The organism is Nocardia sp. NPDC058176, assembly GCF_042883805.1.
Lineage (GTDB): Bacteria > Actinomycetota > Actinomycetes > Mycobacteriales > Mycobacteriaceae > Nocardia.
In genome coordinates, this window is the sequence record NZ_JBHVVA010000003.1 from 271,178 (window position 1) to 293,017 (window position 21,840).

A 21,840-nucleotide genomic window follows, 5' to 3' on the forward strand; every position below is an offset into this window, starting at 1 on the left:
CCGGGTGCTCAGATGCGTGCCCCCTTTTCGAGGTTGCACTTGCGGCAGAGGATCTGGAGGTTTCCGACGCTCGTCGCGCCGCCGCGGCTCAACGGGATGACGTGATCGAACTCGAGGTAGTGGGCGTCGCCGCATTGGCAGCATCGGCCGCCGTCTCGTTGCCACACTTCGGACTTCACATCTGGTGGAATCGAGCGGGAGTCGCGTTGCCCGGGAGCGAGTACCAGTCGTTTCGCGATGCGAAGTGCGCCCTCCAGCACGGCGGCGACGTACTCGGGATCCGGGACACGGTAGGTTCCTCCGCCCCGAGCGGTGGTCGCGGAGATGATGACGTTGCCGTACTCGCTCGCGATCGAGACGATCTTCGCCCAGGGCAGCTCGGTGCCCGCGCCCGAACCGATGAATCGGAGCTTGCTGCTGCTGCCGATCAATCTGCCACTGCTGTGCCGGGGTCCGCTGGCCAGGTACTTGATCTGCGTCGCGTTGACATCGATGTACAGCGCCTCGCCTGCGTCCAAGTGCAGGTCCGGTCGTTGTATACGAGGCAGTTCGCCGCCGCGTACCTGGGTCAACGATCGGCCGCGGAGCATGCGCCGGCGAAGTTCGTCGACACGTTGGCGGGCGAGGCCAAGGTCCACTGTCGCCTGCAGATCGTCGACCGCACGTTCGAAGTCGCTCAGCTCACCCGCTTCGATCTCGTCATCGGCGAACGCGAAGGTGACAACGCGCTCCAGGTACGCGATGGCCAGTGGCCGCAAGGCTTCTCGGCCGCTGGCTTCGTTGATCCGCTGGAAGCGGAGGGCGATCCAGAGCTCGTCCCAGCCGCTGCCACGGGGACCGGAGGCCATCAGCACTTGCCATGCTTGGGACCGCCACGTCTCCATGAAGGTGTTGACCTCTGATTCACACCAGCGGCAGGGTGGCGAGCTGCCGAAACGCGGGATCCGCCGTTCTCGGCCACAGCGCTCGCACACAGCCGGATCGGGTGGAAACAGCTGTCGTGTGTCGCCACTCCAAGCCGCGCCGTTCCACCAGCGCAACTGCCCGGAACCCGTCAGATCCGGATACCACCCCGGCTCCGTCTGCGCCTGAGCCGGGGCGGTACTGGGAGCGGGAACAGGCGACCCGGCGGGTGGTGGAGCGGCGCTGGGCGGATCATCGACCTCGACACCGAATTCCTCGGCAAGTCCACGGAGACCGCTGATCCAACCCTGGCCGACCGACCGGAACTTCCACGCGCCGTTTCGCCGATAGAACTCACCGAGCACCATCGCTGACACGGCATCGGGCTGGTCGACGTCGAACGAGATCAGTGTGTTGTTGCTTTCATCGCGGATGGTCAGCGCGAGTCCGGAGATGTCGCGGAAGGATCCCTGGTCGGTGGACCCGGAAATCACGATGCGGGACACGGCGGTTTCGACGGTGGTGAGAGCGACCGTGAGCACTGCGCGGCCGGGCGAGGACTCGGTCAATGAGACTGCGCCAGAAGGATGATCGGCCGCGTTGTAGAACACGAAGTCGTCGTTGGTCCGGATCTTTCCGGTGTCGGCGAGTAGAAGCGCCTGTGGGTCGACTTCTTGCTGGGATCCCCATGTGAGTATTGCTGTCACTGTGGGCGCGGTGACCGCAGCGTTTTGACCTCGAGAGAGCTTCACGGCGTGCACACCGCTTCGGCGTCCGTTTCTGTTACGTGTTCCGCGTGTCATGTCCTGCCGGACAAGCTGATTCGTCATCGGACCGAACCGGTGCCGTAGCTCCCTCGCTACAGCAAGGCCCCTCACCGGAATCCCGGTGAGGGGCCTTTCCGTGCGTGGCTTCCCGTGAAGCTCAGCCGCCCGCACGGCGGCGGAAGGTGCGCTTGCCACCTGCCGCGGACTGCGTTCCACGGACCTTGGCGGCGTTCTGCGCCGCCCCGCCCACCGCGGCGTTCCCGTTCTTGCGCTCGAGCGCCTCGCGGAACTTCCGCTTCGTCGCTTCTTCCGGCGACTCGTTCACTTCGCCACCGGACTGCGCGGAGGTGACTTCCTGTTCATCGGCCATACCCACAGCCTGCCACCTCCGGGCCCACTTCGAATCCACCGTCGGGCAAGTACCGGCTCGCGTGAGGTTCAGGGGCGTGCGATGTCGGGTGGCGTCGTGATGGCTGGTGGAGTTCGCGAGGGCTCGGGGAGAAGGAATTGGACCGGTCGGTATGTGGGTTGGGGTGGGGGTGTGGCAAGGTATCCCGGTGCGGCAGTGGTGGAGCGAGAGCGGGTTTGTAGGACCCATCTCAGGGGTAACCCCTGGGGGCTTCTTGTCGGTTGGGCTCAGCGTCCGGAGCGCGGGCGCACGCTTCGCGTGCCTCGGGGCACCGTGGACGAAGGATTCTGGTCGTTCCATCGCTGTCGCATCTTCATGAGCCGGATGATCTCGGCCGAAGTGGCCGCGGAGTTGGCTCGGTCGTTCGAGTTGCTCGATGACGAGTGGGCGCAGGCGATGTTGGCCGAGGCGTTCGGTGAGGTGGTCGAGCCGGGGTTGGCGGAGGAGATCGCGCGTCGCGTGATCGATCTGATGCCCGTCGAACCGGTTGATCCCGTGGACACCCTGCGGCGGCTGCTGGCCGATCTGCCGAAGCTGCCGACGACGGTCGTCCCGCTCGATCCGCCGGAGGTGCGGATGCGGTTCGGGGCGGTGGAGATTCCGGATCTGGCCGCGCTGGCCGTGTTGCTGAATGTCACCCCGAGCGAGCTCGAGTGGTTCGCCGATCGCGGCGGCTGGCTGCGCCGCTCGACGCAACCGTTGTCGCACTACCGGTATCGGCGGCTGCCGAAGGCCAATGGCACCAGATTGGTCGAGGCGCCGAAGGTGCGGTTGCGCGAGATCCAGCGCCGCATCCTGCACAAGATTCTCGCGGGCATTCCCGCCGATCCCGCCTGCCACGGCTTCGAAAAGGGACGCAGCGCGGCGACATTCGGCGCACCACACGCCGGTGCGCCGATCGTGGTCCGGATGGATCTGCGCGACTTCTTCCCGACGATCGGCCTGGCCAGGGTCCGCGCGGTGTTCACCGCCTGCGGCTACTCCCCGGCGGTGGCCCGCGTGCTCGCCGAACTGTGCACCACCGCGTCCCCGGTCGCCGAACTGCGCGGCCTCGACCACACCCAGCGCACCCTCCTCGCCGTCCCGCACCTGCCCCAGGGCGCCCCGACCTCCCCGCGCCTGGCCAACCTCGTCGCCCGCGGCCTCGACCGCCGCCTGACCGGCTACGCGAACCGCCACGGCCTCACCTACACCCGCTACGCCGACGACCTCGCCCTGTCCGGCACCCCGAACACCGCCCAGCTGGTCTGGACGGTGACCCGCATCGCCGAGGACGAGGGCTTCACGGTGCACCCGGCCAAGACCCGCGTCCGCCGCGCCCACCAGCGCCAGGTCCTGGCCGGTCTCGTCGTCAACGAGCACCCCGCCGCACCCCGCGACCGCTACGACGCGGTCCGCGCCCTGCTGCACAACTGCCTGCGCACCGGCGCCACCGCACAGAACCTGAACGGGCACAACGACTTCCGTGCCCACGTCCACGGCCTGATCTCCTGGATCGGCGAGACCAGCCCGCACCGCCGCGACAAACTGCTCGCCATGGCCGACGGCGTCGACTGGACCAGCTGAGTCCCGCCCCGCCGAAACGACGCCGCGTCGTGGAGTGCGCACGAGGTCTCGGTAGGATCTCGCAGGTGGGGCTGGCCAGGAGGGACGTGGCTGTGATCGAAGTGTGGGGTGCGCGGGTGGCCGTGCGGTATGGCGACGGCCGGTTGGTGACGACACCGCTACGCGCCGACAACGAGGCGGCGCTCGACATCTCGGTGGCCGAGCTGGCCAGGATCGCGCTCGCCACCACCGACGAGGACCAGCTGGCGATGCTGCTGTTCTTCCGGTCGGCGCAGTTCGCCGTGAACGGCGCGCCCACCGACCGTCATCCGGTCCCGGTGTTCCTCGAGACGGGGCTGCGCGAGCAGGCGCAAGTGCTGATCAGAGCGGTCGAACGCGACCTGATCAGTCTGCGTCGCGTGTTCCCGCCGCGTCCGAGTCTGGTTCCGCCCCGCCCGGTTCCCGGTCCGAACGGCCCGCAGCGTCCCGATGTATCGGCCGCGGCGGGCCGAATGCGTTACGCGGGCAACTCCCTTCGCGAGATCGACATTCTGCACGGTTGCGCCCGCCCGGACGAATACGTGCTCGAGCTGGCCCAGGCCGGACACGAGGGCGCGCCGGGGCTGGTCGCGATCACCACGCTGCGGCTGTTGTTCGTCTCGGCGTGGGCCGTCTACGAGTTCCCGGTCGCGGTCCTGACCGGGGCCGAGGTGCGCACCACGCCGGGTGAGGTGGTGACACTGCGGATCTCGGGCGCGGGCACCGAGCTGGATTTCCTGGACTGGGAGCCCGCCGACTTCGCCCGCGTGGTCGAGGCGATCGGCCTGGCCTGCGAGATCGAGCACGCCGACGGGGCGATCGCGCAGTCGCTGCCGTCCTCGGCCGATCTGTTCGGCGAATGGCAGCTGCTGGTGGAGCGCCGCAAGCTGGGGATGGTCGCCGACGACCCGTTCCGGCGTCAGGCGGTCGGCATCATGCTGGCGATGCCGGGCTGAACACCGGCGCCCCCGGATGCAGCGCCACCCGGCGCCACGGGCTCGACGGACGCAGGTGCAGGCCCGCGATCATCCGTCGGCGCTGGGCGATCTGCTCCTTGGCGGCCGACAGGTCCTGGGTGGCCGCCCAGAAGATGGCGCCGGTGAGGAATCCGTCGCCGAACTGGCGCCAGTTGCGGTAGTGCTGGCGCGCCCGGTCCAGGCCGGTCAGCATGTGCTCCCACGCCTCGTCCTCGGTGAGGTACTCGGCCGTGCGGGCGGCCCTGGCGATGAAGACCAGGCGGGCCAGATCCCAGGCGGTGGCGTCGGTTTGCAGCGGGGTCGGCAGGCTGTCGGTGATGCCGAGTTTGATGGCCTGCAACCAGGCGTCGTAGTCGCGGTCGATGCCGGCGGGACCGCGGTAACCGCGGAAACCCGAGAGGGTGTGCAGGAATTCGCGGTGTTCGTCGGCCACGCCGGTCCGGTCGACGCGCCCGGTGTCGGTCGCGGCGGCGACGGCGAGCGGGTGGACGAGTTCGAACAGCGGCGCGTGCATGCCGGCGAGCAGCCTGCGGATGGTGTCGCGCGCGTCCTCGGCATTGTCGACGCCCCACGATTCGTGCAGGCCCTCGATCGCGGTCTCGCGCCGGGTCGAGGTGCTGTCGGCCTCCTCGGGCAGGAAGGCGATGCCATCGCAGTGCGCGCCCCAGCTGCGGCCGTAGTACGCGCCGACGGCCAGTGCCCTGATCCGGTCGTCGTCGATCGGCGCGCCGCACCACAGATCGGGTTCGGCGTCGATGTCGGGGCCGGGGAACCCCGCGACGCGCGGTCGTCCGCCGCGCACTGATCCTGCCGGTTGCATCGAGCCCCACCCCTCCCGCCGAGCCGAAGTGTCGTGCCGCCAGATCTTACGGAATCGGCTGTCGCCGTGCGGCGTCAGGCCTGGCCGAACGCGCGTGGCGCGTACATGATGATCCCGACCCCGACCAGGCACACCAGCGCCCCGATCACATCCCAGCGATCCGGGCGGAACCCGTCCAGCGCCATGCCCCACAGCAGCGAACCCGCGACGAACACCCCGCCGTAGGCGGCCAGGATCCGCCCGAAATTCGCATCGGGCTGCAGGGTGGCGACGAACCCGTACAGGCCCAGCGCCACCACGCCCGCCCCGATCCACGCCACACCCCGGTGCTCGCGCACGCCCTGCCAGATCAGCCAGGCGCCACCGATTTCGGCGACAGCGGCCAGGACGAACAACAACACGGAACGCAACACGGTCATGAGCAGACCATAGGCGAGGAGTCAGCGCCCGATCGCGCGCAACTGATACACCCCGCGCGAGGTCGCCACGACCGTGCCCGCGGCATCGGTGACCACCGCTTCCAACACGAAATCGGACTTCCCGCGCTCGGCAGCCTCGGCGCCGACCCGCGCGATCTCGGCCTCGTCGAGGGTGGCCTCGGCCCGCAGATCGCTGCGCGCCATCGCCTTGAACGAGATGTCGAACGACTTCACCAGCGGATAGAACGCGGTGGTGTCGAAACTGCTCGCCGTGATCGCCCCACCCAGCACCTCGGCGACGGTGAACTGCACGCCCGCGTAGATCGCGCCGAAGTGGTTGCCGTTGCCCTCGTTCGGCACCGTGGTCGCCGCGAAACCGCGCCGCGCCTCGACCGCGCGAACACCCATTTTCGCGGCGGCCGGAACGGTGAGTTCGATGGCGCCGTTGATGGTCTCGACCAGGGAATCCTCTGCCGACATTGCCCGTCCTTTCCCGAACAGGACAGACCCGGCTGGACGCCGCTGTCCCGGTGCCCCAGGGTAATGGCGCGGCAGCGGCCACGGACGGGATCGGGATCTGTCGGTGGCCGGGTCTACCGTCGTGACATGACCGACTACCGGGAGCGCGCGGCACGGCTCGACCGCGCCGTGGTGTGGAGCGTGTCCGCGCGGCCCGGCCCGGTCCCGGTGTATCCGGACGGCTGTATGGACCTGATCTGGACCGAGGGTGCGCTGATGGTCGCCGGACCGGATTCGCGTACCTTCCACGCCCCGGCGGCCGGGGCGAGCGAGTACGTCGGCATCCGATTCGCGCCCGGCACCGCACCGGCACTGCTCGGGATTCCCGCCGTCGAACTGCTCGATCAGCGGGTCGAGTTGGCCGAGGTGTTCACCGACCGCAGGGCCCGCGCGCTCGTCGACCGCGTCGACAACGCGCCCGACCGCGTTGCGGCACTCGAGGCGATCGCCGTGGAGCTCGCGGCCGCGGCGAAGGCGCCCGATCCCGCGCTCACCGCCGTCGTCGATCTGCTCGCCGCGGGCGGATCGGTCGCCGACACCGCGGCCCACACGGGCCTGTCCGCGCGGATGCTGCACCGGCGCTCACTGTCGGCCTTCGGCTACGGCCCCAAGATGTTGGCCCGTGTTCTGCGGTTCCAGCGCGCCCTGGCCCGCATCCGGGCCGGAACATCGGCGGTGGAGACGGCGGTGTCCACCGGCTTCGCCGATCAGGCGCACCTGTCCAGGGAGGTGCGTGACCTGGCCGGATGCACGGTCGGCGCCCTGCGGACGGGCTGATCACCCGTGCTCGGCGCCCGGAAAGTCCCGTTCGGAAACCGCACCGGGGAAAGTTATGCTCAGTGGGCACGCCCCGTCGCTTGTACAAGGCCAGTCCGGAACACCGACGAGAGGATGTGACCCCGATGATCGACGAATCCGTGTACTCAAACCTCCGTATCGAAGCCGAACGAGACGAAGTCCGTCGACTTGTCGTCGGCGCCGTCGTCGTCCGCCATCACCGGGTGCTCATCCTCCGCCGTCGACGATCGGATTTCCTGGGTGGCCGGTGGGAACTGCCGAGCGGGGTCGTGGAGCCGGGCGAGGCCCTCGACGACGCGCTGACCCGCGAGATCGCCGAGGAGACCGGCCTGCGGGTCACCGAGGTCAGCGACTACCTGGGCGACTTCGACTACCTGTCCAGCAGCGGCGCCCGCACCCGGCAGTTCACCTTCGTCGCCGAGGTCGCCGCGACCGGCCCGGTGACGCTGACCGAGCACGACGCCCACCTCTGGACGCGGCTGACCGGGGAACTCCCGGTCAGCGACGAGGTCCGCGAGATCCTCGGCCGCTACGAGCGGCGGCTGCGCGAACCGCACGCCTGGTCGGCCTATTCGCTGGGCAACGGCGCGTAGAGGTCGATCCCGTGCCCGTCGGGGTCGGCGAGCGAGGCGTAGCGCTGGCCCCAGAAGGCGTCCCACGGCGCCAGTTCACCGTGGTGGCCCGCCTCGACCAGTTCGGCGTAGACCTTGTCGACCTCGGCCGGATCGGCGCAGCGGAACGCGATGCTGCTCCGGCCGGGGCCGGTCGGGGGCTGCCAGTCCGCGACGAAGGAGGCGATGGTCTGCTCGGTGTCCAGCGCCAGGCGCAGGCCACCACCGAGCGGTGCCTCGGCGTGCCCTTCGGATTCCGCGCCGTCCGGGAACACCAGTCCCAGCTTGCGGTAGAAGGCGAGCGAGGCCGCCATGTCGGAGACGATGATCGAGACGACATCGAGCTGTGGAGTCATACCCGCAGCCTAGGGACGCGGCCGCGGGGTCGTCTTGAACGAATCGGACATCAGCGTGCCGGTACCGGCACCAGTTCCGCGATCAGGTTGCCGACCAGGATCCGCAGGTGATCGCGAATACTGCGCACCACCTCGATGGGCTGTCCGGCCGGGTCGGCGAGCACCCAGTCGCGGTAGCTGATCCCGGGGAAGTACGGACACACCTCACCGCAGCCCATGGTGACCACCACATCGGAGAGGCCGACGGCGTCGTGGGCCAGCGGGGTCGGCCGCGCACCGGAGATGTCGATATCGATCTCGGCCATCACCGCGACCGCGGCGGGATTGAGTTCGCTCGCCGGTTCGCTGCCGCCGGTGCGCACCTCGATGCGGTCACCGGCCAGCGCGCGCAGGAATCCCGCCGCCATCTGTGATCGGCCCGCATCGTGGACACAGACGAACAGCACGCTGGGGGTGTGGGCCATGGTCGCCCTTTCGGTGCAGGGGCGAAGTGCTTGTGGCGCTTCGGTTATCACCGACCATCATTCCATCAGTGCGGGCGCGCGGTGCGGTGGTGGGCGAGGACCGGCGACCCGGTTGTCCGGCGGTGTCCGCGTCAGCCGAGCGGACCGAGCACCCGGCGCACGTAGTCGTTGGCGAACACCCCGGTGGGGTCGAATCGCCGCCGGACCTCGGTGAACCGGTCCCACTCGGGATAGCGGGGACGCAGCGTTGCCGCGGTCTGGAAGTGGTGCTTGCCCCAGTGCGGCCTGCCGTCGTAGCGGTCGAAAACCGCTTCGCAGGCACGCAGATACGGTTCCCACACCATGCCCTCGTACTGGTGCACGGCGATGTAGCAGGTCGCCCGGCCGCCTGCGGGGGAGAGGAAGGCGTCGTCGGGCGCGACCCAGCGCACCTCGATCGGCATCAGGGTGTCGAATCGCCTGCTCAGCTCCAGGATCTCGCGGATCGCGGTGACGGCGTGCTCGCGCGGGATGGCGTATTCCATCTCGTTGAACTTCACCAGGCGCGGGGTGGCGAAGACCCGGTAGGAGCGGTCGACCTGGCGATTGTTGCTGCCCACGAGCGAGGCGAAGCGGTGGATGTAGGGGATGGTCGCCGGAATTCGCTTGCCCAGCTTGCACATTCCGCCGTAGAGGTGGTTCGAGAGCAGAATGTCGTTGAGCCACTCGCTGACCGCGCCGCGCGGCTGTTCCGGCGCGTCGGTCCGGTTGAGCGCCTTGGTCATCGCGAGTTTGCTGTGCGCGAAGGCGAAGAACTCGAAATGGTCGTTGCCGTCGATGTATTCGTCGAGGTCGGCGAGGACCTCCTCGACCGGCACCGGCCGCTCGACGTTCTCCAGCACGAACGAGGGCTCCAGTTGCAGGGTCGCCGCGGTGACGATGCCGAGCGCGCCCACGCTCACCCGCGCCGCCCGCCAGCCGTCCGGATCGGTCGTCGCGTCGAGTTCGACCGTGGTGCCGTCGGCCCGCATGACCTCCACCGCGTGCAGGGCGGCGGAGATGTTGGGCAACTTCGCGCCGGTGCCGTGGGTGGCGGTGGCGGTGGCGCCCGCGAGGCTCTGGACGTCGATGTCGCCCAGGTTGGGGAAGGCGAGGCCGTGCTGATGCAGCAGTGGGTTGGCCGCGTGCAGGGTGAGCCCGGCTTCCACGCGGACCCGCCCGGTGCTCGCGTCGACGTCGAGCACCTTGTTGAGCCTGCTCAGGTCGACGAGCGTGCCGTCGGTGAGCACCGCGTCGGTGAAGGAGTGGCCCGACCCCGCGACGCGCACGGTCCGGCCCGCGTCGGCGGCGGAGGTGACGGTCTCGGCCAGTTCTTCGACGTCACGCGGCGTGGCGACGACGGCGGGTGTGCAGCGCTGCTCGCCTGCCCAGTTCACCCAGGTGCTCTTGGTCATGTGTCCAACACTAGAGGATGGACTGTGACGCGCGCTACTGCGAGGGGTGCGCTGTCGCTCAGCGGCGACGGCCGAGGCAGCTCGCGGCCTTGGCCTGCTCGACCTCGTGATCGGTGAGCGGATCGACCAGCAGTGGCCTGCGCGGAACGGCATCGGTGCGCACGCCGTTCAGGGTGATGGCCATATACCGTTGCCAGACTTCCGAATTCACCGGACCGGCGAATTCGGCGAAGGCGTTGACCATGTGGATCAGCGCGAAGAAATCGGTGGCGGTGACATCGGGATGGACCGCGCCCGCCTCGCGCGCACGGTCGACGATCGCGTTGACCGACGGGCGGATCCGGTCGCGCAGTTCGGCGAAGCGGGCCGGGTCCTCCTCCAGCTCGAGCATCACCTCGCTGAAGCCCCGGTTGGTGGCCAGGTGGCGGCAGGCGTCCTCGAAGAACTCGACGAGGGCGAGCCACGGGTCCGGATTGTGCATGGCCTCGTCGGCCAGATCGGCGAAGTCGACCATGTGCTGTTCGAAGACCTCGGAGATGAGTTCCTTCTTGTTGGCGAAGCGGCGGTAGACCGTGCCGACGCCGACACCCGCGCGCTCGGCGACGTCGTCGAGGGTGATCTCGAGTCCGTGATCGGCGAAGAGTTCGCGGGCGGCCGCGACGATGCGCTGCTGGTTGCGCACGGCGTCGGCGCGCAGGCGGCGAGGTGGAGCGGCAGTCGTCGTGGCGTGATTCACAACTACATCCTATCAATTCGAGGATTAAGTGGAGGTGGTTTCTCCGTTACTCTGGTAGCTTCGGTTGAAGCGGAGGCGGTATCTCCAATTATGCCACCAGGGCAACCCACCGATCACTGACAAGGGGAGTTATGACCACCACACTCGAAAAGGGTGCACCGAGCCCCGCGAACGGCCCCGATACCGGCCGCCGCGGCTCGCACGCCCTGCGCTGGTGGGTGCTTGCCGTGCTCGGCATCGCCCAGCTGATGGTCGTGCTCGACGCGACGATCGTGAACATCGCGCTGCCCGCCGCCCAGGCGGACCTGGGCTTCGCCGACGCTGACCGGCAGTGGGTGATCACCGGATACGCGCTGGCCTTCGGCAGCCTGCTGCTGCTCGGCGGCAGGCTCAGCGACCTGTTCGGTCGCCGCAACACCTTCATCGTCGGCCTGGTCGGCTTCGCGGTCGCCTCCGCCGTCGGCGGTGCGGCCACCAGCTTCGAGATGCTCGTCGCGGCCCGGGTGGGTCAGGGCGTGTTCGGCGCGCTGCTCGCGCCCGCCGCGCTGTCGCTGCTCACGGTCACCTTCACCGAACCCAAGGAACGCGCCAAGGCCTTCGGCATCTTCGGCGCCGTCGCCGGTACCGGTGGCGCGATCGGCCTGCTGCTCGGTGGCGTGCTCACCGAATGGGCGTCGTGGCGCTGGGCGATGTACGTCAACCTGATCTTCGCCGCCATCGCGCTGGTCGGCGCCGTGCTGCTGCTGGCCAAGCACACCGCGAGCTCGCGGCCCAAGCTGGACTGGCCCGGCACCATCGCCGTCACCGCCGCGCTGTTCGGCATCGTCTACGGCTTCTCCCACGCCGAATCGCACGGCTGGAGCGATCCGACCACCCTGGCCTTCCTGATCGGCGGCACCGTGCTGCTGGCCGCGTTCGTCTGGCTCGAGACCCGGGTCGCGCATCCGCTGCTGCCACTGCGCATCGTCGCCGACCGCACCCGCGGTGGCGCCTACCTCACGGTGTTCGTCATGGGCATCGGGATGTTCGCGATCTTCCTGTTCCTCACCTACTACATGCAGCTGACGCTGGGCTACTCGCCGATCATGACCGGCGTGGCGTTCCTGCCGATGGTCGCGGGCATGATCGCGTCCTCGACGACCGTGCCTTCGCTGGTGCTGCCGCGGGTCGGTCCGAAGGTGGTCATCAGCGGTGGCTTCCTGGTCGCCGCGGCGGGCATGGTGTGGCTGACCCAGATCGGCCTCGACACCGCCTACGTCACCCACATCCTGCCCGCGCTGATCCTGCTCGGCCTCGGTCTCGGTGGCGCGATGGCCACCGCGTTCCAGGGCGCGACGGCCGGTGTGCAGCACGAGGATGCCGGCGTGGCCTCGGCGATGGTCAACACCAGCCAGCAGGTCGGCGGTTCCATCGGCACCGCGCTGCTGAGCACGATCGCGGCCTCGGCCATGGCCGATTACGTGTCCTCGCACGAGGCGGGCCCACTCACCATGGCGCAGGGCGCGATCGAGAGCTACGTCACCAGCTTCTGGTGGGCGAGTGCGGCCTTCGTGCTCGGTGCGATCGTGATCGGCGTGCTGATGCCGAACACGGTGCCCGCGCCCGCCGAGGGGGAACCGGTGCTCGCGCACTGATCCACTGACACGACAACGGCCCGGACCCACGCTCATCGGTCCGGGCCGTTGTCGTGTCGGTGCGGCTCGATACCATGAGCAACGACCACCATCGGATCGGCGCCGCGAGCTTCGTAGACTGACCGGCACCGGTGCGACGGGTACGGCGGTGGCCTTCTCGGCCGTCGGTGCTCGGCGGACGGGGCGAGTACGTGAATCCGACGACGGAAGGGGGCCATCCGATGGTCGAGATGCGAGCTCCCGCACCGGGAGGCGGCGCGGCGCCGGTTCGGGACCGGCTGCCATGGCGGTCGCCAGCCGTTAGCATTGTCGGTTCGGCGTTGCTCGGTCCCCCGACCCAGTGGTTGTGCGCATGATCCTCATGACCAGCCGCGCGCAGCCGACACGGAAGGGAACCCCCACCATGGCCCACGATCGCGCCGGACGGCCTGCCCGCCCGACCGACCTGGTGGACATCGCCCACCTGGTCACCGCGTACTACAGCCGCGTCCCCGATCCGGCCGAGCCGAGCCAGCAGGTGGTCTTCGGCACCTCCGGTCATCGCGGGTCCAGCGAGGACGGCGCGTTCAACGAGGCCCACATCATGGCGATCACCCAGGCGATCGTCGAATACCGTGCCACCCGCGGGATCACCGGTCCGGTCTACCTGGCGCGCGACACCCACGCCCTGTCCGAACCGGCCTGGACCACCGCGCTCGAGGTGCTCGCGGGCAACGACATCACCGCGGTGATCGACGCCCGCGGCCGCTACACCCCGACGCCCGCGCTGAGTCACGCTGTACTGCGCCACAATCGGGGCGGCACCAAGCATCAGGCCGACGGCATCGTGGTCACCCCCTCGCACAATCCGCCGCGCGACGGCGGCTTCAAATACAACCCCCCGCACGGCGGTCCGGCCGATTCCAAGGCCACCGACGCCATCGCCGCGCGCGCCAACGAACTGCTGCGCGGCGGCCTGGCCGAGGTCAAGCGGGTCTCGCTCGCGCAGGCGATGAGCACCCACGTCGAGCGCTACGACTACCTCGACCACTATGTCGCCGATCTGCCGAACGCGTTGAACCTGGACGCGATTCGCGGCGCCGGGATCCGGATGGGCGCCGACCCGATGGGCGGGGCCAGCGTGGACTACTGGGAGGAGATCGGGCAGCGCTTCGATCTCGAACTCGAGGTGGTCAACCCCTTCGTCGATCCGACCTGGCGTTTCATGACCCTCGACAGCGACGGCCAGATCCGGATGGACCCGTCCTCCCGGCACGCCATGGCCGCGTTGGTCGGCATCAAGGACGACTACGACATCTCCACCGGCAACGACGCCGACGCCGACCGGCACGGCATCGTCACCCCCGACGGTGGCCTGATGAATCCCAACCACTTCCTGGCCGTGGCGATCGAATACCTGGTCGCCAACCGGATGTGGTGGGACGCGCTCACCAAGATCGGCAAGACCGTGGTCACCTCCTCGATGGTGGACCGGGTGGTCGGCGTGCTCGGGCGCGATGTGCACGAGGTGCCGGTCGGGTTCAAGTGGTTCGTGCCCGGATTGTTCAGCGGCAGCCTCGCTTTCGGCGGTGAGGAGAGCGCGGGCGCGTCCTTCCTGCGGATGGACGGCACCGTCTGGACCACCGACAAGGACGGCATCCTGCTGGCCCTGCTCGCCGCCGAGATCGCCGCTGTCACCGGGCAGACCCCCTCGGCCCGGTACGGCGAGCTCGAACGCCAGTACGGCAGCCCCGCCTACGCGCGCATCGACGCGGCCGCGAGCAGCGAACAGAAGGCCAAGCTCGCCCGCTTGAGCCCCGACGCCGTCACCGGCACCGAGATCGCGGGCGAGGAGATCACCGGCATCCTCACCACCGCGCGCGGCAACGGCGCGCCACTGGGCGGATTGAAGGTGACCACCGAGAACGCCTGGTTCGCCGCGCGGCCGTCGGGCACCGAGGACAAGTACAAGATCTACGCCGAATCGTTCCTCGGTCCCGAGCACCTGACCCAGGTGCAGGCCGCCGCCGAGGAGATGGTGAACCAGGCGCTGGGCGAGTGAGCTCCGGCACCAAAGTCCGGCTACCCGGCGAGATCTGGGTACTGATCGCGGCGGCGTTCGTGATCGCGCTCGGCTTCGGTCTGGTCGCTCCGGTCCTGCCGCAGTACGCGCGCGAGTTCGGCGTCGGCATCGCGGCCGCCTCGGCGATCGTCAGTGCCTTCGCGCTGATGCGCCTGCTGTTCGCGCCGGCCAGCGGGCGGCTGGTGCAGATGCTGGGGGAGCGGCGGGTCTACCTGGCGGGCATCGTGATCGTCGCGCTGTCGACGGGTGCGTGCGCGCTGGCCCAGACGTATTGGCAACTGCTGGTGCTGCGTTCGCTCGGCGGCATCGGGTCGACCATGTTCACGGTGTCGTCGATGGCGCTGATCATCCGGGTGTCCCCGCCCGCGGCGCGCGGTCGCGTCTCGGGCGTCTATTCGACGAGCTTCCTGCTCGGCTCGCTGCTGGGTCCGCTGGTCGGTGGTGGGCTGGCCGGGCTCGGTCTGCGCGCGCCGTTCGTCATCTACATGGTCGCGCTGCTGCTGGTGTGCGTGATCGTGTTCCTCGGTCTGCGTGACTCGCCGATCCTGTCGGCCGAGGAAAAGGCGGGCGCGCCCGCGTTCACCTTCCGGCAGGGCCTGGCCGAACCCGCCTACCGGGCGATCCTGCTGTCGAGTTTCGCGGGCGGTGTCGCGGTGTTCGGCGTCCGGATGGCGTTCGTCCCGCTGCTGGTGGTGGAGATCCTCGACCAGGAACCGGGGATGGCGGGTATCGCGTTGACGGTGTTCGCCGCGGGCAACGCGGTGGTGCTGTTCGCCTCGGGCCGGCTCTCGGACCGGTTCGGTCGCAAACCGTTCCTCATCCTCGGCTCGGCCATCTGCGCGGTGGGGACCGGTGTGCTCGGCTTCGCGCCGTCGCTGCCGTGGTTCCTGCTCGCCTCGTTCGTCGCCGGTCTCGGCTCCGGCATGTTCAGTCCCGCGCAGCAGGCGGCGCTGGCCGATGTGATCGGGACGCGGGCGCGCGGCGGGCCCGTGCTCGCCGCGTTCCAGATGTCGGCCGACCTCGGCACCGTGCTCGGCCCGATCGCGATCGGCTGGATCGCCGAGTACACCTCCTTCGGCGTCGGCATGGCCGTCACCGGCGGGCTGCTCGCCGTCACGGCGGTGGCCTGGCTGTTCACCCCGGAACCCTCGCGGATCGTGCATCCCGAGGATCCGCAGCACCCCGATCACGCGGGCGACGGCATCGACCCGCAGTGCACCTGCGACGGCAGCGATGGCGTCCCGGTGGTGCGCACCGGGCTCGTCCCGGCGCAACGACCTGCCGACAACGACCCGTCGCGCTGAGAGAATCCGCTGGTCAGCATCGTTGTCGGCGGGTCCGTCGGCAGCCCGGTCCCGGCTCGAGGCAAAGTGGACGGGTGAGCAGCACCGGTTCCCCGCACCAACCACGTCCCGTCTCCAGCAACACCACCTACGCGCTGGCCGCGGTGGCGGTGGTCCTGATCGGGCTGATCGTGTTCGCCGCCTTCAAGTGGAGCGCGGAGCCGCCCGGCATCCGCAACGACGGCTACGGGCCCGTGCGCGAGGCCACCGTCGAGGTCTCGGTCTCGCCCGAAGGCGTCATTCGGCTCGGCCGGCCCGACGCCGCGAAGACCATCGAGATCTTCGAAGACCCGCTGTGCCCCGCGTGCGGCACCATGGAGACCAGCTACGGCCAGGAACTCGCCCAGAAGATCGACGAGGGTAAGCTGGCGGTGAACTACCACTACGTCGCGTTCCTCGACCCCCAGTCCAAGAGCGAGGACTACTCCACCCGCGCGATCGCCGCGAACCTGTGCGTCGCCCAGACCGGCTCCGGTCCGACCTTCGGCAAGTTCCACGAGGCCCTGTTCACCACCCGCCAGCCCGACGAGGGTAGCGACGACCTGAGCAACCCCGCCCTGGCCACCCTCGCCACCGAATCCGGCGCCCCCGAATCCGTCGCCACCTGCATCGCCGACAGCGCCCAGCTCGACCCCGCCCGCGCCGCCGCCGCGACCGCCCTGGCCGAACTCGACGCCCGCACCGACAACAAGGCCGCCACCCCCGCCATCTACGACGGTGAAACCAAGATCGACTGGACCAACCAGAACTGGGTGGTCGACCTCGCCCCCTGACCCCTGTGAGGTTGCACACCCACCCACCCCTCCGCCCTCACAAGTCCCTCCCTCCCCACACCCCCTCAACTCCGCTTTAACCCCGCCTACCAGCCGATTTGTTGTCTCCGAGAAGCATGGTGTAACTTCATTCAGGCAGCAGCGAGAGCCGCTGAAACAACAAAACACGGGGCTATGGCGCAGCTGGTAGCGCACCACACTGGCAGTGTGGGGGTCAGGGGTTCGAGTCCCCTTAGCTCCACTGGAAGTAACCTATGACGCAGACGATCGCCACCCTTCGGGGTGGCGATCGTCGTTTCTGGCAGCTGTTGCTCCAGCACGCTCCTCGCCACGCCAGCGGCCGTCTCAGGCCCGTGGCCGCGCCTCAGGGCGAGGCTCCCGGCCTGGATGGCGTGCAGCCCGGCGCTCGGTGACGAGGTCGTCAACACGATCCAGGTTGCAGTACGACGATTGACAGCTGCCTGCCTCGATCCGGTCGAGGCTGCTTCACTCGGTCGCCCTGGTGCCGCCAGATGCGGCACCATTTCAAAATGGTGGCGAGTATTCAATTGGCCAGTGGTCGCCAATTTCGGTCCGAAGGCGGTCTGCCAGAGCGCTCCCTGTCTTCCAAAACCGCTCCTCATCTTCGGCGGATTCAAAACTTGGATTCCCTGGATCGTTCGCAAGGTCATATGTGGAATCCCATTCCTCCGCCCACTGGTTCAAGTCGTTGGTCAGCTGTGCGGATATTCCGAGAGATTCTGGATTTATATTATCGCAGACCGCTCCTTGGCATTTCCATGTAGCAAAACACTGTACCTCTGGCAGTAATTTTATATAAGCCACGCTGCACCTTTCGGTAGGAAGAGTTTGCTGCGAAACCCGGCGCGCTCGTTCCCCATTTCGAGGAATACGACTCTGCCGGACGAATCGGGACCGATCTGGACTGGATCAGGTCGCGTTGCGGATCACACCGCCCGCTGCCACCGAATCGACCACCGTTGCGCCGAGCACGGCCGCACCGCGTCCGACGACGCCCGCAGCCGGGAAGGACTGTGATCCGATGCTCGACCGCTGGGTATTCGGGTCGGAGGGTGGCCAGCTGAAATGCGTGGACGCGGGGCCGCGATCGCGCCCACCCGGTGTGGACACCTGAACCGTGACAGACGAAAAGCGACCCGCGCAGGATGGCTGTGCAGGCCGTCAAGCGTTGATTCCGGCGTGCGGTGGACTCGATGGGCCGGCATCGGCGGTGGCGTCTTTCTTCGCCCCGGCCAATTCCACCGCACGGTCGAACTCGCGCGACATCTCCGCGTTCGGGGTGTAGGTCAGCAGGCTCACGACGACCGACACGACGACGTTCACGATGAAGCCCGGAACGATTTCGTACAGGCTGACGCCGTAGATGTCCGGGCCGAACTCGGACCAGAGCACGACCGTCACGGCACCGGCGATCATGCCGGCCAGCGCGCCCCAGTTGGAGAGCTTGCGCCAGAACAGGCACAGCAGGATGGCCGGACCGAAGGAGGCGCCGAAGCCTGCCCAGGCGAAGGCGACGAGCTCGAGGATCGTTCCGCTCGGGGTGATGGCGAGCAGGCCCGCGATCACCGCGACGACGAGGACGCACAACCGTCCCAGCATCAGCAGGCCGCGTTCGGAGGTCTCGCGGCCGAAGACCTTGTAGAGATCCTCGACGAAGGCCGACGAGCTGACGATCAGCTGGCTCGACACCGTGCTCATGATCGCCGCCAGCACGGCCGCGAACACGAAGCCGACGATCAGCGGATGCAGCAGGAGCTGCGACAGCGCCAGCACGACGTGTTCGGGATTGCCCAGGTCGTTGCCGGTGCGGTGGAAGTATCCGATACCCACCAGGCCGCAGGCGACCGCGCCGAGCAGCGACAGGATCATCCAGGTCATGCCGATCCGCCGCGCCGGTCCGGCCGAGGCCGCGCTGCGCATCGCCATGAATCGGACGATGATGTGCGGCTGCCCGAAATAGCCGAGGCCCCACGCGGCGGCCGAGATGATGCCGACGAGGGTGGCCGCGGTGAGTGAGCCACCGGCCAGCAGGGACAGCCGGCTCGGGTCGACTTCGCGGATCGCCTCGGCGGTGTCGCCGAGCCCCCCGATCGCGAACATCGCGATGATCGGCACGATGAGCAGCGCGAGCAACATCATCGTGCCCTGCACCACGTCGGTCAGCGATGCGCCGAGGAAGCCGCCGATCAGCGTGTAGACCAGGGTCACGGCCGCGACGATCAGCATGCCCGTGAGATACGGGGTGTCGAAGGCGAGCCGGAAGAACTCACCGCCGGCGACCATCATCGACGAGACGTAGAACGTGAAGAACACCAGGACGATCACGCCCGAGACCACGCGCAGGGCCCGGGAGCCGTCGTGCAGACGGTTCTCGAAGAAGCTCGGGATCGTGATCGAGTTCTGCGCGACCTCGGTGTAGGCGCGCAGGCGTGGCGCGACGAACCGCCAGTTCAGGTAGGCGCCGATGGTGAGGCCGATCGCGATCCACGCTTCGATGAGTCCGGCCGCGTAGATCGCGCCGGGCAGGCCCATCATCAACCAGCCCGACATGTCCGAGGCGCCCGCGCTCAACGCCGCTGTCCACGGCGGAAGCTGACGTCCCGCCAGCATGTATCCCTCGTGGTCGACCGTCTTGCGGTAGGCGTAGAAACCGATGGAGATCATCACGGCGAAATACACCACGAGCGCGATGATCTGCAGACTCTGATCAGACATCATGATCCTTCGGCGGGGGTGGTGAAACCGTATCCAGCCGAAGTCGGCCGAGCTGCGAAACGGAAATTCCGGGTGCCGTCGAGTTGCCCCTGGAATCGGCGGGTGTCGCCATGCTGCGTGCGCTGATAGAACGGTGTGAGATCTCCTGCGACGGAAGGAAACCCGATGAGGCGAACAATTTTCGCGACTGCCGCGCCGGTACGCCGCACCCTGGTTGTAGCGCTGATCGCCGCGGCGATCGGGGCGCCCGGTGCGGTGACGGCGAGTGCCCAGGTGCCGCCGACTCGGGATGACGGCTTCTGCATCGATGAGAAGACGCGCGTGCACAACGGGTTGCGCGTCACCGACCACAGTTGCATTCATGACCACAGCCGCTTCCACAATCACGAGCGCTTCCATCTTCGGCCGACCCGTTCTTGAACCCGGCTACCTCCCGAAGGCCCGGTTGACCAACCTGCCTGGGCAGTACAGCTAGGTCAGGTGCCGATGCGTCGCGGCCACCTCGGCAGTCACTTGTCCGTGCGACGCTCAGCGGATGGCGGCGACGACGGCGTCGGTGACCGAGCGCCAGACGACTCCGGCTTCGAGGAAGCCCGCTTCGCGCAGGCGGGTGAGGTGCCAGTCCGCCGGGTGTTCCTGGCCGGTGGTGTGTTCGCGCAGGATCTCACGACTGGCCGCGACGTCCTCGGCGAGTTGGGGGTCCGCGGCGGCGGTCGTCCACCAGTGGTCCCAGTCCAGTGCGCCGTTCTCGCTCGCCAGTTTCCGGTGTGCTTGCTGGACCTTGTCGTCGAGGGCGTTGAGCAGCGGGTTGGCCGGGTCGGGCATGTGGTCGGCGTTGAGGAAGATTCCGCCGGGGCGCAGCAGTTTGACTAGGTCGCGGTAGAGGCGGGCCAGTGCTGTCGCTGTCATCCAGTGCGTGGCGGTCGCGGTGAGGATCGCGTCGAAGGGTTCGTCGGCGAAGATCGCCGACCAGTCGGCGGTGTTGAGGTCGGCGGTGGCGAAGGTGATGCGGACATCACCGTCGAATGATCGCTCGGCGATCCGCAGCAGTGCGGGGTCCCGATCGATACCGACCGAGGTGGCCGCGGGCAGTCGGGCGAACAACCGTCGGCTGATGGTGGCGGGTCCGCAGGCCAGATCCAGGACCCTGGGCGATGGTCCGGCCGCCGCTTCCACCAGGTCGAGCATCACCCGGATCCGCTCCTCCCGGTCCGGCATGTACCACTCCTGCTGACGATCCCAACTGTGCTGCCACTGTTCCCAGTCCATGACACCTCCGCGTAGTGGTCGTGCCTGTCACTTCAGTCGAGCGACTGTTCACCCGGATGGGTGTGGGTGTGCTCGTCGAGCAGATCCGACTGGTGCGTGTGCGAGTGGGAATGCACGGTCCCGTCGGCATGGGTGTGGGTGTGCTCGTGACTGACATGCTCGTGGTCATGGGTGGTGTGCGAATGCGAATGCGTCGCCGCACCGTGACTGTGGTCGTGTTCGTGCGGGTCGTCGTGCACATGCTGATCTGCCAACGTCATCTCCTCGGTCGACACTGCGGGGTCGCCATGGCGGCCGCCCGAATCCACCGCCGTCGAACGGCGCAGGCTCCCGGTGGCGACGATCGCGCCACAGCCTACTTCCCGCGATGTGCTTGTGCTATCACAAACCGCGTCGACCCGCGGTGTCGCGAGATTCCCGGGCGTACTGCTCGGACCCTTCGTCGGCGTCGAAGCTCAACTGCATGTCGTGGCCGATCTCGCGGCCGGAGACGGTCACCCGGCTGGTCGCCGGCGGATAGCTGCGGGCGATCAGGGTGTACTCGCCGTCGGGCAGGTTGGTGACGGAGTAGCGGCCGTCCTCGTCGGTTCGGGCGGTCTTCATCGCCGCGCCGGAACTGTCGAGCACCGTCACCTGGACGCCGTAGACCGTGCGGCCGTCGGCACGTACCGTGCCCGACAGGATCGCCATCGGCGCCAGTTCGACATCGAAACGCAGTCGGCCACTGTCGGGTACGGTCAGCGTCGCCGCGGTGGGCCGCATCTGGGCGGCGACCACCACGAGGGTGTAGGTCCCGGCGACCAGCCCGTGGCAGGCATAGGTGCCGTCGGTCGCTGTCACCGCGGCACCGACGACCTCGCCGTGCGGGTCGGTCACCGTGATCGTGGCCTCGGGCACCGGTTCCCCGACGGCGGTGCGGACCACTCCCGACAGCTCGCCGGATGCTCGCAGTGCCAGGTCGAGGTGCTGGTCGCCACCGTCGGTGACCGTGACATGCACCGCCTCCGGCTGCAGCCCGTTCGCCGCGACGATCAGGACGTAGCGTCCCGAGGTGGGCGGGTCGATGAGAAAGGCGCCGTCGCTGTCGCCGGTCGCCCGGGAAACCTGATGTCCGCGTGCGTCGATCAGGGTCAGCGCCGCGTCCGGCACCGGATACCCGTTGTCGCGGATGACGCGGCCGCTGAGAATCCGGCTTCGGTCCGCGGTGGTGACCATCCGTTCGGTCGC

22 protein-coding genes and 1 tRNA gene are annotated in these 21,840 nt (G+C 68.5%); 10 read left to right on the top strand and 13 right to left on the bottom strand.

Translation table 11 applies throughout. From position 1 onward, the window contains the following. Positions 1 to 8: 8 nt before the first annotated feature. Both ACFVVM_RS19330 and ACFVVM_RS19335 read right to left on the bottom strand, forming a co-directional pair. Positions 9 to 1,733, bottom strand: a complete 1,725-nt coding sequence (locus ACFVVM_RS19330) for a TerD family protein (RefSeq protein WP_387619861.1) — start codon at positions 1,731 to 1,733, stop codon at positions 9 to 11. Between the two features lie 94 nt (positions 1,734 to 1,827). After that, on the bottom strand, positions 1,828 to 2,040 hold the full coding sequence (locus tag ACFVVM_RS19335) for a DUF5302 domain-containing protein (protein ID WP_387619864.1): 213 nt from the start codon (positions 2,038 to 2,040) through the stop codon (positions 1,828 to 1,830). 363 nt (positions 2,041 to 2,403) lie between these two features. Between ACFVVM_RS19335 and ACFVVM_RS19340 the strand changes: the two genes are divergently transcribed. Both ACFVVM_RS19340 and ACFVVM_RS19345 read left to right on the top strand, forming a co-directional pair. Then, complete coding sequence (locus tag ACFVVM_RS19340) at positions 2,404 to 3,645, top strand: reverse transcriptase family protein (protein ID WP_387619866.1); 1,242 nt, start codon at positions 2,404 to 2,406, stop codon at positions 3,643 to 3,645. 86 nt (positions 3,646 to 3,731) lie between these two features. Then, positions 3,732 to 4,619: a hypothetical protein gene (locus ACFVVM_RS19345; RefSeq protein WP_387619869.1), complete on the top strand. Its 888-nt coding sequence runs from the start codon at positions 3,732 to 3,734 to the stop codon at positions 4,617 to 4,619. Here the strand turns inward: ACFVVM_RS19345 and ACFVVM_RS19350 are convergent. The 3 genes from ACFVVM_RS19350 to ACFVVM_RS19360 form a co-directional block, all read right to left on the bottom strand. Further along, on the bottom strand, positions 4,597 to 5,460 hold the full coding sequence (locus ACFVVM_RS19350; protein WP_387619872.1) for a DUF1266 domain-containing protein: 864 nt from the start codon (positions 5,458 to 5,460) through the stop codon (positions 4,597 to 4,599). The genes ACFVVM_RS19345 and ACFVVM_RS19350 overlap by 23 nt on opposite strands. A gap of 74 nt (positions 5,461 to 5,534) precedes the next feature. Further along, positions 5,535 to 5,879 (bottom strand): YnfA family protein, encoded by a 345-nt coding sequence (locus tag ACFVVM_RS19355; RefSeq protein ID WP_387619875.1) that lies wholly within the window; start codon positions 5,877 to 5,879, stop codon positions 5,535 to 5,537. Between the two features lie 21 nt (positions 5,880 to 5,900). Continuing rightward, on the bottom strand, positions 5,901 to 6,359 hold the full coding sequence (locus tag ACFVVM_RS19360; RefSeq protein ID WP_387619878.1) for a DUF4442 domain-containing protein: 459 nt from the start codon (positions 6,357 to 6,359) through the stop codon (positions 5,901 to 5,903). A 126-nt stretch (positions 6,360 to 6,485) separates the two neighbouring features. On the opposite strand from ACFVVM_RS19360, the gene ACFVVM_RS19365 reads away from it, so the two are divergent. Then, entirely contained in the window at positions 6,486 to 7,175 is a 690-nt protein-coding gene (locus tag ACFVVM_RS19365) for a DUF6597 domain-containing transcriptional factor (protein WP_387619881.1), read from the top strand. 125 nt (positions 7,176 to 7,300) lie between these two features. Further along, positions 7,301 to 7,789, top strand: coding sequence for an NUDIX hydrolase (locus ACFVVM_RS19370; protein WP_387619883.1), 489 nt, complete (start codon positions 7,301 to 7,303; stop codon positions 7,787 to 7,789). On the opposite strand, the gene ACFVVM_RS19375 is transcribed toward ACFVVM_RS19370, so the two are convergent. The 4 genes from ACFVVM_RS19375 to ACFVVM_RS19390 all read right to left on the bottom strand — a co-directional run bounded on the left by ACFVVM_RS19375 (position 7,765) and on the right by ACFVVM_RS19390 (position 10,796). Then, positions 7,765 to 8,163: a VOC family protein gene (locus tag ACFVVM_RS19375; protein WP_387619886.1), complete on the bottom strand. Its 399-nt coding sequence runs from the start codon at positions 8,161 to 8,163 to the stop codon at positions 7,765 to 7,767. The genes ACFVVM_RS19370 and ACFVVM_RS19375 overlap by 25 nt on opposite strands. 50 nt (positions 8,164 to 8,213) lie before the next feature. Beyond that, positions 8,214 to 8,627, bottom strand: a complete 414-nt coding sequence (locus ACFVVM_RS19380; RefSeq protein ID WP_387619889.1) for an arsenate reductase ArsC — start codon at positions 8,625 to 8,627, stop codon at positions 8,214 to 8,216. A 131-nt stretch (positions 8,628 to 8,758) separates the two neighbouring features. Then, positions 8,759 to 10,060, bottom strand: a complete 1,302-nt coding sequence (locus ACFVVM_RS19385; protein ID WP_387619892.1) for a D-arabinono-1,4-lactone oxidase — start codon at positions 10,058 to 10,060, stop codon at positions 8,759 to 8,761. Between the two features lie 58 nt (positions 10,061 to 10,118). Next, entirely contained in the window at positions 10,119 to 10,796 is a 678-nt protein-coding gene (locus ACFVVM_RS19390) for a TetR/AcrR family transcriptional regulator (protein WP_387619894.1), read from the bottom strand. A 131-nt stretch (positions 10,797 to 10,927) separates the two neighbouring features. On the opposite strand from ACFVVM_RS19390, the gene ACFVVM_RS19395 reads away from it, so the two are divergent. The 5 genes from ACFVVM_RS19395 to ACFVVM_RS19415 all read left to right on the top strand — a co-directional run bounded on the left by ACFVVM_RS19395 (position 10,928) and on the right by ACFVVM_RS19415 (position 16,849). Further along, positions 10,928 to 12,430 carry an MFS transporter gene (locus ACFVVM_RS19395; protein ID WP_387619897.1) on the top strand — a complete coding sequence of 501 codons (1,503 nt, stop codon included), beginning with the start codon at positions 10,928 to 10,930 and terminating at the stop codon, positions 12,428 to 12,430. Positions 12,431 to 12,833: 403 nt separating this feature from the next. Further along, entirely contained in the window at positions 12,834 to 14,471 is a 1,638-nt protein-coding gene (gene pgm / locus ACFVVM_RS19400) for a phosphoglucomutase (alpha-D-glucose-1,6-bisphosphate-dependent) (protein WP_387619899.1), read from the top strand. Then, a complete protein-coding gene (locus ACFVVM_RS19405; protein WP_387619901.1) occupies positions 14,468 to 15,796 on the top strand; it encodes an MFS transporter in 1,329 nt (442 codons plus the stop codon). The genes pgm and ACFVVM_RS19405 overlap by 4 nt, the downstream gene beginning before the upstream one ends. A gap of 74 nt (positions 15,797 to 15,870) precedes the next feature. Beyond that, positions 15,871 to 16,608, top strand: coding sequence for a DsbA family protein (locus ACFVVM_RS19410; protein WP_387619904.1), 738 nt, complete (start codon positions 15,871 to 15,873; stop codon positions 16,606 to 16,608). A 168-nt stretch (positions 16,609 to 16,776) separates the two neighbouring features. Further along, positions 16,777 to 16,849 (top strand) — tRNA-Ala (locus tag ACFVVM_RS19415). 941 nt (positions 16,850 to 17,790) lie between these two features. Here ACFVVM_RS19415 and putP read toward each other — a convergent pair. After that, the gene (putP, locus tag ACFVVM_RS19420) at positions 17,791 to 19,344 is read right to left on the bottom strand and encodes a sodium/proline symporter PutP (protein ID WP_387619906.1); all 1,554 of its coding nucleotides are present in this window, start codon (positions 19,342 to 19,344) and stop codon (positions 17,791 to 17,793) included. 165 nt (positions 19,345 to 19,509) lie between these two features. On the opposite strand from putP, the gene ACFVVM_RS19425 reads away from it, so the two are divergent. Next, positions 19,510 to 19,764 carry a hypothetical protein gene (locus ACFVVM_RS19425; protein ID WP_387619909.1) on the top strand — a complete coding sequence of 85 codons (255 nt, stop codon included), beginning with the start codon at positions 19,510 to 19,512 and terminating at the stop codon, positions 19,762 to 19,764. A 108-nt stretch (positions 19,765 to 19,872) separates the two neighbouring features. Here the strand turns inward: ACFVVM_RS19425 and ACFVVM_RS19430 are convergent, their stop codons facing one another. From ACFVVM_RS19430 to ACFVVM_RS19440, 3 genes are all read right to left on the bottom strand, one after another. Beyond that, on the bottom strand, positions 19,873 to 20,613 hold the full coding sequence (locus ACFVVM_RS19430) for a class I SAM-dependent methyltransferase (RefSeq protein WP_387619911.1): 741 nt from the start codon (positions 20,611 to 20,613) through the stop codon (positions 19,873 to 19,875). 32 nt (positions 20,614 to 20,645) lie between these two features. Then, positions 20,646 to 20,867, bottom strand: a complete 222-nt coding sequence (locus tag ACFVVM_RS19435; RefSeq protein ID WP_387619914.1) for a zinc transporter Slc39a7 — start codon at positions 20,865 to 20,867, stop codon at positions 20,646 to 20,648. Between the two features lie 127 nt (positions 20,868 to 20,994). After that, positions 20,995 to 21,828, bottom strand: a complete 834-nt coding sequence (locus tag ACFVVM_RS19440) for a collagen binding domain-containing protein (protein ID WP_387620886.1) — start codon at positions 21,826 to 21,828, stop codon at positions 20,995 to 20,997. Positions 21,829 to 21,840 lie beyond the last annotated feature (12 nt).

Excerpts from the sequence above, each read along its gene's own strand:
- ACFVVM_RS19330 (WP_387619861.1), bottom strand. The coding sequence starts at position 1,733 with ATGACGAATCAGCTTGTCCGGCAGGACATGACACGCGGAACACGTAAC.
- putP (WP_387619906.1), bottom strand. The coding sequence starts at position 19,344 with ATGTCTGATCAGAGTCTGCAGATCATCGCGCTCGTGGTGTATTTCGCC.
- ACFVVM_RS19340 (WP_387619866.1), top strand. The coding sequence starts at position 2,404 with ATGATCTCGGCCGAAGTGGCCGCGGAGTTGGCTCGGTCGTTCGAGTTG.
- ACFVVM_RS19360 (WP_387619878.1), bottom strand. The coding sequence starts at position 6,359 with ATGTCGGCAGAGGATTCCCTGGTCGAGACCATCAACGGCGCCATCGAA.
- ACFVVM_RS19430 (WP_387619911.1), bottom strand. The coding sequence starts at position 20,613 with ATGGACTGGGAACAGTGGCAGCACAGTTGGGATCGTCAGCAGGAGTGG.
- ACFVVM_RS19335 (WP_387619864.1), bottom strand. The coding sequence starts at position 2,040 with ATGGCCGATGAACAGGAAGTCACCTCCGCGCAGTCCGGTGGCGAAGTG.
- ACFVVM_RS19365 (WP_387619881.1), top strand. The coding sequence starts at position 6,486 with ATGACCGACTACCGGGAGCGCGCGGCACGGCTCGACCGCGCCGTGGTG.
- ACFVVM_RS19385 (WP_387619892.1), bottom strand. The coding sequence starts at position 10,060 with ATGACCAAGAGCACCTGGGTGAACTGGGCAGGCGAGCAGCGCTGCACA.
- ACFVVM_RS19380 (WP_387619889.1), bottom strand. The coding sequence starts at position 8,627 with ATGGCCCACACCCCCAGCGTGCTGTTCGTCTGTGTCCACGATGCGGGC.
- pgm (WP_387619899.1), top strand. The coding sequence starts at position 12,834 with ATGGCCCACGATCGCGCCGGACGGCCTGCCCGCCCGACCGACCTGGTG.
- ACFVVM_RS19370 (WP_387619883.1), top strand. The coding sequence starts at position 7,301 with ATGATCGACGAATCCGTGTACTCAAACCTCCGTATCGAAGCCGAACGA.
- ACFVVM_RS19395 (WP_387619897.1), top strand. The coding sequence starts at position 10,928 with ATGACCACCACACTCGAAAAGGGTGCACCGAGCCCCGCGAACGGCCCC.
- ACFVVM_RS19355 (WP_387619875.1), bottom strand. The coding sequence starts at position 5,879 with ATGACCGTGTTGCGTTCCGTGTTGTTGTTCGTCCTGGCCGCTGTCGCC.
- ACFVVM_RS19425 (WP_387619909.1), top strand. The coding sequence starts at position 19,510 with ATGAGGCGAACAATTTTCGCGACTGCCGCGCCGGTACGCCGCACCCTG.
- ACFVVM_RS19350 (WP_387619872.1), bottom strand. The coding sequence starts at position 5,460 with ATGCAACCGGCAGGATCAGTGCGCGGCGGACGACCGCGCGTCGCGGGG.
- ACFVVM_RS19375 (WP_387619886.1), bottom strand. The coding sequence starts at position 8,163 with ATGACTCCACAGCTCGATGTCGTCTCGATCATCGTCTCCGACATGGCG.
- ACFVVM_RS19440 (WP_387620886.1), bottom strand. The coding sequence starts at position 21,828 with ATGGTCACCACCGCGGACCGAAGCCGGATTCTCAGCGGCCGCGTCATC.